13 protein-coding genes are annotated in these 15,789 nt (G+C 34.9%); 6 read left to right on the plus strand and 7 right to left on the minus strand.

Going from position 1 to position 15,789, the window contains the following annotated elements; translation table 11 throughout:
- Positions 1–255: 255 nt before the first annotated feature.
- On the minus strand, positions 256–780 hold the full coding sequence (locus CQ058_RS21890) for a DUF4871 domain-containing protein (protein ID WP_002167075.1): 525 nt from the start codon (positions 778–780) through the stop codon (positions 256–258).
- Positions 781–1,046: 266 nt separating this feature from the next.
- Positions 1,047–1,973 carry a DMT family transporter gene (locus CQ058_RS21895; protein ID WP_002188247.1) on the minus strand — a complete coding sequence of 309 codons (927 nt, stop codon included), beginning with the start codon at positions 1,971–1,973 and terminating at the stop codon, positions 1,047–1,049.
- Between the two features lie 120 nt (positions 1,974–2,093).
- Between CQ058_RS21895 and pdxR the strand changes: the two genes are divergently transcribed.
- Positions 2,094–3,494 (plus strand): MocR-like pyridoxine biosynthesis transcription factor PdxR, encoded by a 1,401-nt coding sequence (gene pdxR, locus CQ058_RS21900; RefSeq protein ID WP_002188250.1) that lies wholly within the window; start codon positions 2,094–2,096, stop codon positions 3,492–3,494.
- Between the two features lie 34 nt (positions 3,495–3,528).
- Here pdxR and CQ058_RS21905 read toward each other — a convergent pair whose 3' ends face one another.
- The 3 genes from CQ058_RS21905 to CQ058_RS21915 all read right to left on the minus strand — a co-directional run bounded on the left by CQ058_RS21905 (position 3,529) and on the right by CQ058_RS21915 (position 6,400).
- Positions 3,529–4,041, minus strand: coding sequence for a GNAT family N-acetyltransferase (locus CQ058_RS21905; RefSeq protein ID WP_002029700.1), 513 nt, complete (start codon positions 4,039–4,041; stop codon positions 3,529–3,531).
- 146 nt (positions 4,042–4,187) lie between these two features.
- Positions 4,188–5,651 (minus strand): sensor histidine kinase, encoded by a 1,464-nt coding sequence (locus tag CQ058_RS21910; protein ID WP_002188251.1) that lies wholly within the window; start codon positions 5,649–5,651, stop codon positions 4,188–4,190.
- A gap of 77 nt (positions 5,652–5,728) precedes the next feature.
- The gene (locus CQ058_RS21915) at positions 5,729–6,400 is read right to left on the minus strand and encodes a response regulator transcription factor (RefSeq protein ID WP_002010439.1); all 672 of its coding nucleotides are present in this window, start codon (positions 6,398–6,400) and stop codon (positions 5,729–5,731) included.
- A gap of 333 nt (positions 6,401–6,733) precedes the next feature.
- Between CQ058_RS21915 and CQ058_RS32375 the strand changes: the two genes are divergently transcribed.
- Positions 6,734–6,856, plus strand: coding sequence for a hypothetical protein (locus CQ058_RS32375; RefSeq protein ID WP_002188252.1), 123 nt, complete (start codon positions 6,734–6,736; stop codon positions 6,854–6,856).
- 362 nt (positions 6,857–7,218) lie between these two features.
- Here the strand turns inward: CQ058_RS32375 and CQ058_RS21920 are convergent, their stop codons facing one another.
- Positions 7,219–7,725 (minus strand): GNAT family N-acetyltransferase, encoded by a 507-nt coding sequence (locus tag CQ058_RS21920; RefSeq protein WP_002010444.1) that lies wholly within the window; start codon positions 7,723–7,725, stop codon positions 7,219–7,221.
- A 501-nt stretch (positions 7,726–8,226) separates the two neighbouring features.
- Positions 8,227–9,033 (minus strand): formate dehydrogenase accessory sulfurtransferase FdhD, encoded by an 807-nt coding sequence (fdhD, locus tag CQ058_RS21925; protein WP_033727980.1) that lies wholly within the window; start codon positions 9,031–9,033, stop codon positions 8,227–8,229.
- Positions 9,034–9,328: 295 nt separating this feature from the next.
- Between fdhD and fdhF the strand changes: the two genes are divergently transcribed.
- The 4 genes from fdhF to CQ058_RS21945 form a co-directional block, all read left to right on the plus strand.
- Positions 9,329–12,271 carry a formate dehydrogenase subunit alpha gene (fdhF, locus tag CQ058_RS21930; protein WP_002188256.1) on the plus strand — a complete coding sequence of 981 codons (2,943 nt, stop codon included), beginning with the start codon at positions 9,329–9,331 and terminating at the stop codon, positions 12,269–12,271.
- 12 nt (positions 12,272–12,283) lie between these two features.
- On the plus strand, positions 12,284–12,766 hold the full coding sequence (locus CQ058_RS21935) for a helical membrane plugin domain-containing protein (protein WP_002140332.1): 483 nt from the start codon (positions 12,284–12,286) through the stop codon (positions 12,764–12,766).
- Between the two features lie 154 nt (positions 12,767–12,920).
- Positions 12,921–14,792: a glycerophosphoryl diester phosphodiesterase membrane domain-containing protein gene (locus CQ058_RS21940; RefSeq protein WP_002188257.1), complete on the plus strand. Its 1,872-nt coding sequence runs from the start codon at positions 12,921–12,923 to the stop codon at positions 14,790–14,792.
- 369 nt (positions 14,793–15,161) lie between these two features.
- The coding region (locus tag CQ058_RS21945; protein ID WP_142396386.1) for an alanine dehydrogenase at positions 15,162–15,789 on the plus strand (628 nt) is incomplete at its 3' end.

Raw genomic sequence — 15,789 nt, forward strand, 5'->3', positions numbered from 1 at the left:
GATAAGAAATCAAAATAATGAAGAAGTGTAAATTTATTCAAGCCCCGTTCATTATTTATTTAACTCCATTGCAACTTGTTTACCATTTATTAAAACCTCAGTTACTGCTACGATCACTTCTATCATTTTTTTCATCTCTCATCTCTCCTTGCGTCATTTCTTACTTTAAGTATAAGAGAAGAGAGATAATCCACCTATCGAAGTACGTGACGTAGAAATTACATTGTTGTAAGGAAGTGTTTCAGTTTTGTCACTTTATTCGGCATTGATTACAAATTGATCATAATATCTTTCATTCACATATATGTTTAATACCCATAATCCAGATGAAGGTAGTGACATTACGAGAGGGAGTTCCTTTACGGTTGTATCGACTGTATTTGAAGTAGTCCAAGTTTGTTTGGAGGTTTCTTTTTGAAAGAGTACTGGTGTTGGAGTTGTAGTTCCTTGTTTTAACGCGATAATAGATAGTTTTCCAGTTGGCATTTCAGGATCCAGGAAGAACCACATTATTTCATTTTGCTCATTTGCGATAATAGAGCTATCAGCCATTGCAATTTTTCTTTCAATGCCTTTTAACGGTATTTTTCCTTCTACGAATGATGGTGCTTCTTCCCAATTTACATCTTTTAAGACACTAAGGTGAAAAAAGGAAGGTGCGTTAATTTGAGAGGATGATGTTTCTAGTACTTCTTTTTTAGGTACATTTGAATCGGGTTGCATTTGCGCGCAGCCAGTAATGAGGAAGGAGAAAAGTAGCATAGTTCCGATTTTTTTCATGGTGCCACACTCCTAATTTTTATTGTTAGTGTAATTGTATTTGCTAGCAGGCGGGACAATTCCTTTAAATCATAAAAAGAGGTCGTAAGTTTTGTACGACCTCTTTTGACATTTTCTATCCCGCATTAACGGGCAGTAAAACTCCCACCTCAAAATTCAGCTGGAGCAAAGAAGTTAGGTGGGAGATTAACTGCCCGTAAACACCCGATTGGTTCAACTAATAATCAGTGGGGATGAACAAAACCCCCACTGATTAAAGTTTCACTTTATATTTGCTCAGTTGAAAAGGTTGGTTCTCTCTCTTTTTGAGGCATTGTTAAGAAAATAACAGAAAGAACAATACATACTCCGCCTAATAATTGATATGCTCCAAAAGACTCATTAAGCCAAGCGATTGAAACGATGGCAGCTACAAGTGGTTCAATGCTAGATAAAATACTTGTTTCTGTTGCTGCTAAATATTTAAGACTACCGATATAAAGAAGGAAAGAAAGAGTGCCGCTTATAATGATAAGAATAAGCATAGAAAAAGTTTGAAGTGTGAAAGTTTGCGAAATCTGATTCCATCCAAAAGAACGATTACAAATAAGCAGTGCAATCCCTCCAATTAACATCCCCCAGCCAATTACTATAGTTGTTCCGCATTCTTTAATAAGGGAAGCCGGATGAAGGGTATAAAACGCAAAACCAATCGCTGTTAATAGACCGAAAGTAATAGCTGCTTTAGATAAAACAATATTTTCAATTGAACCGTTTGTAATAATAAAGTATGTCCCTGTTAGAGCAGTTATAATTGCGAGTATTTGCATAGAAGCAGGGAATTTCTTTTGCTCAAACGCAACGTAAATAGTAATAAGAACAGGGCCTAGAAATTGAAAGAGTGTTGCTGTGACCGCATTACTAATATGAACTGTTTCGATAAAAGCGTACTGCGCACCAAGCATGCCAAGAATAGAGAAAATAATAAGCTGTATAGAATGTCTAGGGTGTCTCCAAATTTGAAATATGTTTTGTTTCTTTATTAGTAAGAAAGACAAAATAAATACTCCTGCAAGCAACAAGCGAATTGTTAAAAAATCAAGTGATGATACGTTAGTATGTTGAAATAGCCATTGAATCATCGGTCCAGATAATCCCCATAATGTGGCTCCTGTAATAATCATAATGAGTCCGATACGTCTACTTTTGTTCATGATCATGCATCTCCTCTTTAGTATTTGATTTTTTATGTGTGACATGATAAAAGGAATTATATATAAAATCTGGTACTGTAAAAAGTATCAGATTTTAGTTTTATTAAGGGGTCAGATATTATGTTAGAATTAACGCCTAATTTAAATATGAATAGTAAGAAGGCATTGTATGTGCAGTTGTATGAGTATATAAAAAAAGAAATTAAAGATGGAACGATTCCGGCTTTTACGAAATTACCGGCTAAGAGGAAGCTAGCAACATATTTACAAGTAAGTAAAAATACAGTAGAGGCAGCTTATGAGCAACTTCTTGCCGAAGGATATATTGAGTCGATTTCTAGAAAAGGTTATTTTGCATGTGAAATCGAGCAAATGATTCATGCGGAAGGTAGTGAAGAGGTAATAGGGGAAGTACCTTTTCAAGAGCAGGTGTATAAATTTGACTTCACTCAAACGGGTGTGGATACTAGCACTTTTCCGTTTCATGTATATCGAAAAATTACGAACGAGGTATGGCAATTTGAAAATAAAGATTTACTTTTTATTGGACATCCGCAAGGGGAGGTAAGTTTACGAGAAGCAATCGCGAGCTATTTGTATGAATCTAGAGGTGTGCGATGTTCGGCTAGTCAAATTGTAATCGGAGCTGGTACGCAAATATTAGTGAAGTTGTTATTTCAATTGTTAAAAGGAAGTGGTTATGCAGTTGAAAATCCAGGCTACCACCGAAAGATGGTTGTTTTTGAACAGGGTGAACAAAATGTTCAAATGTTATCTTTAGATAAAGATGGTATTTGTATTTCAGAGTTAGAAAATAGTTCAGCTAATATTGTGTTTGTTACACCTTCTCATCAGTTTCCATATGGGATGATTATGCCTATCACGAGAAGGATGCAGCTTTTACAATGGGCGAAGAAAGAAGAAGGTAGGTATATTGTTGAAGATGATTACGATAGTGAATTTCGTTATTCGGGAAAACCTATACCGGCACTGCAAGGGTTAGATACAGACGGGAAAGTTATTTATATGGGGACGCTATCTAAAGCATTGTTGCCATCATTACGGATGAGTTATATGGTGTTACCAAAGAAATTGATTAAAAAGTATCAACAACAATATTTATTTTACACACAAAGCGTTTCAAGAATGGATCAAGAGATCATTAGGAAATTTTTAAATGACGGGCATTGGGAAAAACATATTCATAAAATGCGTGTTGTGTACCGAAAGAAGAGAGACCGTCTTGTTTCGGTATTAGAAAAATGTTTTTCTAATCGCATTGAAGTAATAGGGGAAGATTCCGGCCTACATATTTTATTAAAAGTGCATAATGGGATGGAAGAGAAAGAATTAATGGAAGCTGCAGCTGAAAGGAGTATTAAGGTGTATCCTGCTTCGATATATTATAAGGAAGGGACTTCTCCCAAAAGTACAGTATTGCTTGGATTTGCGACTTTATTAGAGGAAGAAATTGAAGAGGCCATTCAATTATTATATACAGCATGGTTTACAAGAAAGTAAAAAAACATCCTCATAAATGGAGGATGTTTTTTTATTACTTTTCTTCATCTAGGAAAAGAACCATATGCTCTTCATCCCAATATTGTCCGTTATATTTTAATGAACGTTCTTGCACGCCAAACGTTTTAAAGCCTAATGACTCATAAAGTTTTTTTGCACCATCGTTTCCGACAACAACATCAAGCATAACTTGCTCTACTTCTAAAGATTTAGCAAGCTCAAGACATTCTTTAATAAGTGCTTTTCCCGCTCCAAGTCCGCGTGCTTTTGGAGACACGTATACTGAACCGATTTTTGCTTTATGTTCTTGTTTTACATATGGTTTCGTTTCCAGTGTTGCAACTCCGATTAAAGTGCCATCTTTAAATGCACCTAGTGTATAGTTCTCATCTTGTGCTAATTTTTGGGCTTTATATTCAATAGCACACTCTTTATTAATAATATCTTCATAAGAAGAGCTGAAAGCCTCCGGATTTTGTTTTAATCCTTCTACTCGAAGTTCTAAGTAAATTTCTGCTTCGTCTTTTGTTAATACATGGATATCCAATTGTATCACCCTCCAAATCTTTGACAGTTATACCTATATTTTATATTGAAATAAGAATAATTTCAAAAGCTTAGCTTATAATAGTTGGTTTTATAAATAAAATAGCACCAGTAGTGTTGACTACTACTGGTGATTTCACGCATATATTATACAAATGGCAATTCAATTATAAATTCTGTTCCGACTTCTAATTCGCTTTTAACTTCAATAGAACCATTATGAAGTTCTACAATTTCTTTTGCAACAGCCAGTCCGATACCTTTTCCACCTGTAGCTCGTGTTCTGGATTTATCGACACGGTAAAAGCGATCAAAAACATGTGGGATATCTTCTTTTGGAATACCTTCACCTTCATCTTGTACACTTATTGTAAAAGTATTCGCACTGGTTAGTACACGTATTATTATAGAAGTGTTTTCTGGTGAATGTTGATAAGCATTGTGTAATAAATTTAACATAACTTGTTCCATACGTCTTTCGTCTATGCAAACTTCTAAATCATCTTTGCAATGTACATGGAGTTGCATTTGTTTGTTTGTTAATGTTGTTTTTGTTTTTTCAACCATTCGTTCTAAAAATGGTTTAAGAATTACTTTTTGTTTTTTTATAACAAACTGGTGTTGCTCTAATTGTACAAGCATAAATAAATCTTGTACGAGATCGGTTACACTATCCGTTTCGTCTTCAATGATTTGTAAGTATTCTTCACGTTCTTCTTTCGTTAGAGAATCTCTTTTTGCTACCTTTGCATAACCTTTCATATAGGTTAATGGAGTTAGTAATTCATGCGCTACACTAGCGAGAAATTCGTTTCGTTCTTTTTTCATATACGTAAGTTCACTAGATAAATCTTCAATCGTTTTTGCTAAGCTTCCAAGTTCATCATTTCGTTTAATTCCTAATTGAATCGGCTTATTTAATTTTGACATTTTTTCTGTCGCCCGCTTCATTTTTATAAGCGGTTCTGTAATAACACGAGAAAAAACAAAGACAGAAATAGTAGTTAAAATAATTGTCAAAACACTAATGATAAGAAATTGATTCATGAGTTTAAGTAACATATTTTCTAAGAAAGATGTCTTTAATAACATATATAACTTACCTTGAAATCCTTGAATTTCCAGCGGGCTTACTGTTGAGATGAATTTTGATTTTTTCCAGTTTTTTTCAACGATTAATCCACCTTCTGGGATAGTCTCAGTTTTACAAGTAAGTTGTTTTTGCATTTCTTTCGTTACGGGTTCTGAGGTAGAAATAATTTTGCCGTTATTGTCTGTTATAATGATAGCTATATCAGAGTTAGCAATTAATTCTGATTCAACTAAGTGTTCAGCCTCAGTGTTGATATCAAACTCGGGGTACACAGCACGTTTAGGTCGTTTACTGTGTTCAGCGCTTTCTGTGAGTTGCCTTTCTTTAGAATATGCACCCCACTTCGCGCGGTTTTTAATCATTTTACTATAGCGATTTCCTTTCTCTAAAAGAGCAAGAGTTTCCTCTTCAATGCGTATGTTTGAAAGGTTCTTATAAAAAGATACGAAAGCGATTGTCTCAATACATAAAGCTAATATTAAAAAGTATGTCCCAACTTTAAGGGAAAGTTTGCTCATTTTCTCACCATACCTTATTTCATATAGAGTGAAACTTTAATCAGTGGGGTTTTATCCATCCCCACTGATTAAAGTAATTATTCACTTTTCCATTTATATCCGACTTTATAGACGGTTTCTAAGTAATCTTCAACTGGAAATTCTTTTTTGCGTAATTTATCACGGATATTACGAATATGTGAATCGATAGTTCTGTATTCGATGTCTGTTTGATATCCCCAAATTTTTTCAATTAAATCATCACGGCTGTAAGCACGGTTTGTATTTTGTAAAAAGAGTCCAAGTAACGAGAATTCAATAGGAGTTAGTGAGATTCTTTCACCATAAACGGTAACAGTATGTTTCGTTTTATCCCACTCAATACCATTGAAGCTAACAAATCCGTCTTTCTTCGTACGGCGTAATATGGCCTCAATTCGTGCAACTAATACATGCTCATCAAATGGTTTTGTAATATAGTCATCTGCTCCCATGGTCAGGCCTTTGACCATATCATAATTTTGGTTGCGAGCTGTTAGCATAATAATTGGAACGTTGGAAATTTGACGGATTTGATAGCAAGTATCCCACCCATCCATATTCGGCATCATAACATCTAATAAAATAATATCGAAGTCCTTTTGTTCGATTAATTCTAGCGCTTCAAGGCCAGAAGTAGCTTTCATACAAAAATAGCCACGAGGGCTTAAGAACAGATCTAACAATCGTAACATACGTTCTTCATCGTCTACTAATAAAATTTTCACCATAATCTTGTGCACCCCAAACTATTCATTCTACTTGTATAGTTTACATGAAAATAATAAAAAACTCTTTTTATGTGATTGAATGGATGGCTGATTTTTTCAATCAGGGCAATTGACATAAAAAATGCACTAGTTTTGCACAACTATTTTTTATAATAGAAAACGTAGCGACACAAATACCCTATGTTGCGACATAACGTCATGTCATTTTATTTATAAAATGACAATTCCATTCTATTGTGTATGTGAGATAGAGAGGGTTTTCGTATTCACCTCGCATCGGATAAGAAAAATTTCCTATCTCACACTTTTTTTAATATAAAGGGGATTGTACACATGAGTAAAAAAGTAGAACTTTTACAAAAAGAAAAGCAAGATTGTAATGCGATTGTAATGTGTGTTGCGGTATCTATGCTTATTATGATAAGTTGTGTAAATAAATTTTTCGGGATTTTATAATAGAAAAAAAGCTTATTGCTTCTTAAGAAGCAATAAGCTTTTTTAATGTGTTCTATATAATAAACCAAGGTAGAATTGCCAGTCCAGAAGTTACAATTGCTGTAGCAAATATTAAAAAGATAGCTTGTTTGTTTTGTTTCATGTTACATTCTCCTCCACATATCAATTGCATGCTATACGTTCATTTAATAATTAGCGGGAGACGGATCCTCCTCGCTGAGTGAAGTTTCACTTTATATTTTTAGTATAACGAATGGAAAGGATTGGAACGATCGATAAAGGTGACATGAAGATTACATTGTTGTAATGAAAAAAGCATCTTAATTAATAAGAAGATGCTTTTGAAAAATTATATTAAAATGTTAATTATTTAAGAATAAAACCATATGCTCTTCGTCCCAATATTGGCCATTATGTTTTAAGGACCGTTCTTGCACACCGTAAGTTTGGAAGCCGAGGGACTCATATAATTTTTTTGCAGCAGTGTTATCAGCGACAACATCAAGCATAAGCTGTTCTACATGTAATTTATCGGCATTTTCAATAATCGCTTTAATTAAAGCTCGTCCTGCACCGAGGCCACGCGCTTTTGGAGAAACAAAAACTGAGCCGATTTTTGCCTTATGCTCTTGCTTAATAAATGGCTTTGTTTCTAGAGTAGCAATACCGATTAAATCATTATCTTTGAAGACACCTAGAGTATACTTATCCGGATTGCTTAATCGCTTTGCCATAGCAGCGACAGGGTTTTCCTGTTTAAGAACATCTTCATAAGAAGAGCTAAAAGCCTCAGGGTTTTTCATTAAACCTTCCATACACACTTTCAAATAAATTTCTGCATCCTCTGTTGTTAATAAGCGAATTTCCATAGTTGTAACCTCCTAGATTGATTCAAATTTAATTCATTAACTTTGTAAGATTAAGTTTAGTTAAATGTATTCTGTGACTATTCTTTCTTAATTTGTAAAAGAATGAAAAGATTATGCTACTATGTTTTCATTTTATTTATCCCGCTATTTGTGGGCAGTAAAACTCCTACCTCAAAATTCGGCTGGAGCAAAGAAGTTAGGTGGGAGTCGGGCTGCCCGTAAAAGCCCGATTGGTGAAGGCTAATAATCAGTGGGGGATGAACACCCCCCACTGATTATAGTTTCACTTTATGTAATGAAATTATATATTAACTTTATTAACTATTCAAGGTTTTAATATGTTACATTTTTATAACTAAAATTCCCGCTTTGTAAAGGAGTCATTTTTATCCAACTATTCGTGGGAGTCGGATTGCCCGTAAAAGCCCGATTGGTTGGGCTAATAATCAGTAAGGAGGGAAAAACCCTCCACTGATTAAATTTTCACTTTCTTTTACGTATTCAATCGTTTATTTTGTAGCCATCGATTCGTTCCGGATGTGTATAAATATTGCAAGATCCATTTCGAATAAATCCTACTACGGTAATACCTAAATCGTGGGCGAGTTGCAGAGCTAGTTTAGTTGGAGCTGATTTAGATAGAACAATTTCGCAACCTATTTTTGAAACCTTTAACAAAATTTCAGATGAGATGCGTCCGCTAAACGCAATGATTTTCCCTTGAACAGAGATATTGTTTCGTAAACAATGACCGTATATTTTATCTAGCGCATTATGTCTTCCGATATCCATTCTTGATAAAAGAATGTTATTTCGATCACATAAAGCGGTATTATGCACACCACCCGTTTGGCGAAATGTAGTTGAAGATTGTTGTAAGGAAGTCATTAGGTGAAAACATTCTTCCGGAGTAATAGTTATATGTATATCATGTAACTTTTTTGCTTTTGCTGCATCGTTGACGAAAACAAAGCCTTGTCTACTTTTCCCGCAACAAGAAGTTACGTACCGTTTATTATATAAAGTTTGATAGAGCGGATTAATTTTTGATGATTTTACATGGACAATTCCGTTTTCTTTTTGGATCCATAATTCTTCAATATCTTTATAAGAAGAAATAATTCCTTCAGAAATTAAAAAACCGGTTACCATATCTTCAATGTAATTAGGAGTGCATACAATTGTTACGTATTCTTCGCTATTTAATTTAATTGTAATGGGAGATTCCGTAACAACCTCATCGGTTTGTTTTGAAAATGTACCAGATTGATAACGTACAATTGTATATGTTTCTTGAATAGGCCCCATATTAAATTCCCCTTTATATGTATTTTTCTCCATATTTATCATAAAACATCGAAAAAACAAAAGCACCTACTAACAAGAAGATGGCAGATTATTTTGGTTATTATTGTATATGTACGATATAATAGATTTGTAGAATAGCGACATTTTCAAGCTTTCGTAGTTATACCTTATAACATCTAGAATCGACTTCCAAAGGAAAGTATTTCAACAGGGCGCTTCAAAAATATGTACAACAAAATTATGAAAACGGATTCAAAATTGTGTTGTACAGTTAGTTGTAAGGAGAGGGGAAACTATGACAGAACAGACAGTCCGTGTAACCGTTGATGGTAAAGAATTTTTCGTATCAGGTGAAAAGACGATACTCCAATTGTTTAACGAAGGTAATTTAGAACATCCTCAAATTTGTCATGTACCAGAGGTAGATCCTATTCAAACTTGTGATACATGTATTGTAGAAGTGAATGGAAGTTTACTACGTGCCTGTTCGACGAAGTTGGAAGATGGCATGCATATTGAGAGGCAATCGGAACGTGCAAAGGAAGCACAAACAGAAGCGATGGATCGAATACTAGAGAATCATTTATTGTATTGTACAGTATGTGATAACAATAATGGTAACTGTAAAGTCCATAATACAGTACATATGATGGAGATTGAAGAACAGAAATATCCATATGAACCGAAAGTAAGTGCATGCGAAGTGGATACGTCGCATCCGTTCTATCGATACGATCCAAATCAATGTATTGCTTGTGGGCAGTGTGTAGAAGTATGCCAAAATTTACAAGTGAATGAAACTTTATCGATTGATTGGAGTTTAGACCGTCCACGTGTTATTTGGGACAATGGTGTGAGTATAAATGACTCGTCTTGTGTTAGCTGTGGGCAATGTGTAACAGTTTGTCCTTGTAATGCATTAATGGAAAAAACGATGCTAGGAGAAGCTGGATTTATGACTGGTTTAAAACCAGATGTGCTAAATCCAATGATTGATTTTGTAAAAGATGTAGAGCCTGGATATAGCAGTATTTTAGCAGTTTCAGAAGTAGAGTCCGCGATGCGTAAGACGAAAATTAATAAGACAAAAACAGTTTGTACATTTTGTGGTGTAGGTTGTTCATTTGAAGTATGGACGAAAGATCGTCAAATTTTAAAAGTGCAACCTGTTTCAGATGCACCGGTTAATGGTATTTCCACATGTGTAAAAGGAAAATTCGGATGGGACTTTGTGAACAGTGAAGAGCGTATTACAAAGCCGTTAATTCGCCAAGGGGATATGTTTGTTGAGGCTTCATGGGAAGAGGCTCTTGAAGTTGTTGCATCTAATATGCAACATATTAAATCAGAGTATGGTAGCGATGCGTTTGGGTTTATTTCTTCTTCGAAAGTAACAAATGAAGAAAACTATCTTATGCAAAAACTAGCTCGTCAAATATATGGAACAAATAATGTAGATAACTGTTCCCGTTATTGCCAATCTCCAGCAACAGACGGTTTATTTAAAACTGTCGGTATGGGCGGAGATGCTGGAACAGTGAAAGATATTGCTGAGGCAGGTCTTGTTATTATTGTTGGGGCAAATCCAACAGAAGGACATCCTGTACTTGCAACTAGAGTGAAGCGTGCTCATAAATTACATGAACAAAAACTAATTGTCGCAGACCTTCGTAAACATGAAATGGCGGAGCGTGCTGATATATTTGTTCACCCGAGTCAAGGGACGGATTATGTATGGCTTGCTGGGATAACGAAATACATTATCGATCAAGATTGGCACGATAAAAAGTTCATAGCTGAAAATGTAAAGAACTTTGATGAATATAGCAAAATGCTAGAAAAATATACACTTGATTATACTGAGAAAATCACAGGGATTTCTAAAGATCAGTTAAAAGAAATGGCTCGTATGGTATATGAAGCAGATGGTACTTGTGTACTTTGGGGAATGGGCGTAACTCAAAATACAGGAGGAAGTACAACGTCGGCAGCAATTTCAAATTTACTTCTCGTGACAGGTAACTACCGTCGTCCTGGTGCCGGTGCGTATCCGTTACGCGGGCATAATAACGTACAAGGTGCTTGTGATATGGCGACATTACCGAACTGGCTTCCGGGTTACCAAGCAGTTTCAGATGATGTGCATCGTGCGAAATTTGAAAAAGCATACGGTACTACCATTCCGAAAGAACCGGGATTAAATAATATCGCAATGTTACTTGCGGCCGAAGAAGGAAAACTGCGTGGTATGTATGTTATGGGAGAAGAAATGGCTTTAGTAGATTCAAATGCCAACCATGTACAACATATTTTAGCGAATTTAGACTTTCTTGTTGTTCAAGATATGTTCTTATCGAAAACAGCTCGTTTCGCCGATGTTATTTTACCAGCAGCACCAAGCTTAGAAAAAGAAGGAACGTTTACGAATACAGAGCGCCGTATTCAAAGATTATACGAAGTATTGAAACCGCTTGGTGATTCAAAACCAGATTGGTGGATTTTACAAAAAGTAGCTCGTGCACTGGGCGGAGACTGGAATTATGGAAGTCCAAGTGAAATTATGGACGAAATTGCATCGCTTGCACCGTTATACTCTCAAGCGACGTACGACCGTCTAGAAGGCTGGAATAGTTTATGTTGGGGTAGCCATGATGGTAGTGATACACCATTATTATATGTAGATGGATTTAACTTCCCAGACAAACTAGCACGTTTATCACTAGATGAATGGGTTCCGCCAGTTATAGCACCAGATGAGTATGATTTACTATTAAATAATGGCCGTATGCTAGAGCATTTCCATGAAGGGAATATGACGAATAAGTCGGCTGGTATTTTATCTAAAGTGTCTGAAGTATTTGTTGAAATTTCACCTAAACTTGCTAAAGAACGCAATGTGAAAGATGGTGGTCTTGTAGAGTTAGCATCACCATTTGGAAAGATCAAAGTACAAGCGCTTGTTACAGATCGTGTAACTGGAAATGAGTTATATTTGCCGATGCATGCGACAGTAAATGAAGAGGCAATCAATATTTTAACAGGAACAGCAACAGACATTTATACGTGTACACCAGCTTATAAACAAACAATGGTGAAACTGCGCGTATTACGTGAAAAAGGAAATCGTCCGTTACCATCTTCAAACCCGAGAGATAAAAAACGTCATCCGCAAAATGGTGTTGAAATCGAGCGAAAGTGGCAAAGAAAACAATACGTATCACTTGTGGACCAGAATTAGGGGGCGGAGATCATGGCAAAAGAGATTACTTTAATTAAAAAGAAGATTGTAACAGAAGAAGAAAAAAAACAGCAAGTAACAGATGAGTTGTTAAATGATCTAGCTGAAAATAGAGAAGCAGTAGAAGAGACGATGCAGCTATTAGCGCAGTTGCAAAAAGCTGGAATTTTAGATGCAGCAATTAGTTTACTTGCTGCAAAAGAAGATGTTTCCAAAATAGCTGTTGAACAATTGAATCGTGAACCAGTAAAAAACGCATTAAACAATATGATGGGGGCAGGAGAGGCATTATCTTCAGTGGACCCAGAAATAACGAAACAAATAACATCTAGTTTAGTCACTGGATTACAATTTGCAACAGAGGAATTAAATAGTGGTAAAAAAACAAAAGTGATGGATTTCTTTAAAGTGTTAAAAGATCCAGATATCAATAGAGCAATTACATTCGGTTTTAGCTTCTTGAAAGCATTTGGTCAAGGGTTAGAGAAAAAATAGAGTAAATGAAAAAGTGATGGCAAGTAGCCATCACTTTTTCATTGTATGTATAAGAGTGTTCATGTTAAGCGGAATATATTATTATTAAAAAGATGGGTTGGAAATGGAAATATGGAATCCATCTCAAATATCGTTTTAGAATGTGGAGGAATATATGCAACACCGTAAAAGACTATCTATACCAGGGGTAATGGGACATTCCTTTCAAACAGTTAGATTTGCTTTTTGGAATGTATTAACCTTTCAACTTGCTTATAAATTATTAGCAGCGATTGTATTTGTCCCGCTATTTGGGATCATTTTTAATAAGTTATTGTATTTTGGTGGTTATGCAAATGCGACGAATGATGAATTATTAGCGTTTTTAAAGACACCATACGGCATTTTGGCAATCGTAATTTTATCATTGTTAGCACTGTTTCTTATCTTTACGGAATTTGCGGTGCTTATTATCATTTCGTACTTCGCTCATAAAAGACAAAAGGTGAAATTACGTCCGATTTTATATAAAACCGTAACGTATTTACCTACTCTTTTCACATATTGCTTACCAGGATTTATTTTATATGCTGTCGTATTGTTACCTCTTTTAAATATTGGATATGAAACGGCATTAATTCCGCAAATTCAAATTCCTAACTTTATTACAGGAGAACTGTTTAAGACAACGATGGGACAAGTTGGTTATTACACGTTCTTTGCTGTAGTTGCGTATTTGAACCTTCGCTGGATTTTTGTTCTACCTATTGTTGTTTTAGAGCAAAAGCCGTTTCGCACAGCAGCACGTAAAAGTGCAACGTTAGTAAAAGAAAGTTTTTTTAAAGTACTATTCTTTTTAGTAGGATTTTTTATTTCAATAGGGATTGTATACGGTGTATTTTTTGGAATGTATTTATTGTGTCTATGGGGCATGTATGAATTTACAAATCCACAGGGAACATTTGCATTATTAGCGGAATCAACAATGTCTGTATTTTTAACGAGTACATTGTATTTATTTAGTTTTATCGTGACGCCATTTTATATTATGGCAATAACACGATTGTATTTACAAAAGGTTCCGGTTGAAGAGGTTTTATTAGAAGAAGGATTAGATTATTCGAAAACAAAAGCAGATAAATGTTTCTTCCAAAAACATCGTTGGAAATTTATTGGTGTATATATTGTAGGAATTATTACTGCCGGAATGGTCGTTGCCTTCATTGTAACGTTTATTTCAAATTCATATAAAGAACCAATTATTATGGCTCATCGTGGTTATATTTCAAAAGGTGTAGAGAATACGAAAGAAGCTGTGCAGGGGGCTATTGATGCCAAAGCAGACTACGCTGAAATTGATGTACTGCAAACAAAAGACGGTGAACTAGCAGTTATACATGATTTGAAGCTAAAACGTCTTGCTAATGCTAATGTTCATGTGTCAGATTTAACGATGGAGGAGTTAAGACAGCTTACCCTTAGTCAAGATGGTTTTTCAGGACAAATAAGTACACTTGATGAGATCATTAAGCTGGCAAAAGGAAAAATCAAACTTAATATTGAAGTGAAGCTTCATGGTGGCGAAAAAGATTTCGTAAACAAAGTATTAAAAGCGATTAAAGATAATGAATTTGAGAAGCAATGTGTCATTCAAACGTTACACTATCCGCTTATTAAAGAGTTTAAACGTGCAAATCCAAATATAAAAGTAGGATATATACTGTATGCGAGTAGAGCTAACTTAAAGAATGTGAAGGCTGATTTTTATGTAGCAGAAGAATACATGTTAAATAAGAAATTAGTAAAAGAAGCAAGGAAGTTAAACAAGCCGATTTACGTATGGACGGTAAATGATATGGAAAGTTTAAAGGGATATTATAAGTTAAACGTAGATGGTATCATTACCGATTATCCTGAAGATGCACGTGAAACAATTAAGATGTTAAAAGAGCAAGAAGATCGTGAAAGTGATATGTTTGATAAAATTAGTGAGACGACAGAAGATCTATTTTCAAAGTTATTTATAAGTTATCCAGCTGCTGGCTAAATGCCAGTAGCTGTTTTTTTGTGAAAAGAATATATTTCTAAAGTATTGAACAAAGTAATAAGTGTATATGTATACGTCATTGCTTAGTTTTTTTACATTGTTACATTATTGTCAAATAATAAATAATTACTATGCATTTTGAATGGATATAATAGAAATAGAGTAATAGATGATGGAGTGGTACGGAGAACCCAATAAAATCAATGTTTTATATATTTACACTATTCTAAATATATAAACTTTAAAAAAATAGTATGTTAGCGTTTTCATAACTTTTAAGTTATGCTAGAATAAGGACATAAGTTATTAATTATTTAAAAAAGAAAAAAGAATTCCTTTTTTCTGTTAATTATAAGGGGGCATTTCATTATGCGTATTGGGGTACCAGCAGAAATTAAAAACAACGAAAACCGTGTGGCAATGACACCAGCAGGTGTTGTACATTTAGTTCGTAACAATCACGAAGTATTCATTCAAAAGGACGCAGGTGTAGGATCTGGTTTCACAGATGCTCAGTATGTTGAAGCGGGAGCGAAAATTGTTGATACGGCTGAAGAAGCTTGGAACATGGAAATGGTTATGAAAGTTAAGGAACCAGTTGAAAGCGAATACAAACACTTCAGCGAAGGTTTAATCTTATTCACATACTTACACTTAGCTCCAGAACCAGAATTAACAAAAGCGTTAATTGAAAAGAAAGTTGTTGCTATCGCATATGAAACAGTACAATTAGAAAACCGTTCTTTACCATTACTTGCACCTATGAGTGAAGTAGCTGGTCGTATGGCTGCACAAATCGGTGCGCAATTCCTTGAGAAAAACAAAGGCGGTAAAGGTATCTTACTTGCAGGTGTTCCAGGAGTTAAACGTGGTAAAGTAACAATTATCGGTGGTGGACAAGCTGGTACAAATGCTGCTAAAATTGCAGTTGGACTAGGTGCGGATGTAACAATCATCGACTTAAGTGCAGAACGTCTTCGTCAATTAGATGACATTT

It is taken from the genome of Bacillus sp. MYb56, assembly GCF_002976445.1.
GTDB classification, from domain to species: domain Bacteria; phylum Bacillota; class Bacilli; order Bacillales; family Bacillaceae_G; genus Bacillus_A; species Bacillus_A mycoides.

What these genes read in the sequence shown, in the direction of transcription:
- CQ058_RS21890 (WP_002167075.1), bottom strand. Translation starts at nt 780, where the DNA reads ATGAAAAAAATCGGAACTATGCTACTTTTCTCCTTCCTCATTACTGGC.
- CQ058_RS21895 (WP_002188247.1), bottom strand. Translation starts at nt 1,973, where the DNA reads ATGAACAAAAGTAGACGTATCGGACTCATTATGATTATTACAGGAGCC.
- pdxR (WP_002188250.1), top strand. Translation starts at nt 2,094, where the DNA reads ATGTTAGAATTAACGCCTAATTTAAATATGAATAGTAAGAAGGCATTG.
- CQ058_RS21910 (WP_002188251.1), bottom strand. Translation starts at nt 5,651, where the DNA reads ATGAGCAAACTTTCCCTTAAAGTTGGGACATACTTTTTAATATTAGCT.
- CQ058_RS21915 (WP_002010439.1), bottom strand. Translation starts at nt 6,400, where the DNA reads ATGGTGAAAATTTTATTAGTAGACGATGAAGAACGTATGTTACGATTG.
- CQ058_RS32375 (WP_002188252.1), top strand. Translation starts at nt 6,734, where the DNA reads ATGAGTAAAAAAGTAGAACTTTTACAAAAAGAAAAGCAAGATTGTAAT.
- CQ058_RS21920 (WP_002010444.1), bottom strand. Translation starts at nt 7,725, where the DNA reads ATGGAAATTCGCTTATTAACAACAGAGGATGCAGAAATTTATTTGAAA.
- fdhD (WP_033727980.1), bottom strand. Translation starts at nt 9,033, where the DNA reads ATGGGGCCTATTCAAGAAACATATACAATTGTACGTTATCAATCTGGT.
- fdhF (WP_002188256.1), top strand. Translation starts at nt 9,329, where the DNA reads ATGACAGAACAGACAGTCCGTGTAACCGTTGATGGTAAAGAATTTTTC.
- CQ058_RS21935 (WP_002140332.1), top strand. Translation starts at nt 12,284, where the DNA reads ATGGCAAAAGAGATTACTTTAATTAAAAAGAAGATTGTAACAGAAGAA.
- CQ058_RS21940 (WP_002188257.1), top strand. Translation starts at nt 12,921, where the DNA reads ATGCAACACCGTAAAAGACTATCTATACCAGGGGTAATGGGACATTCC.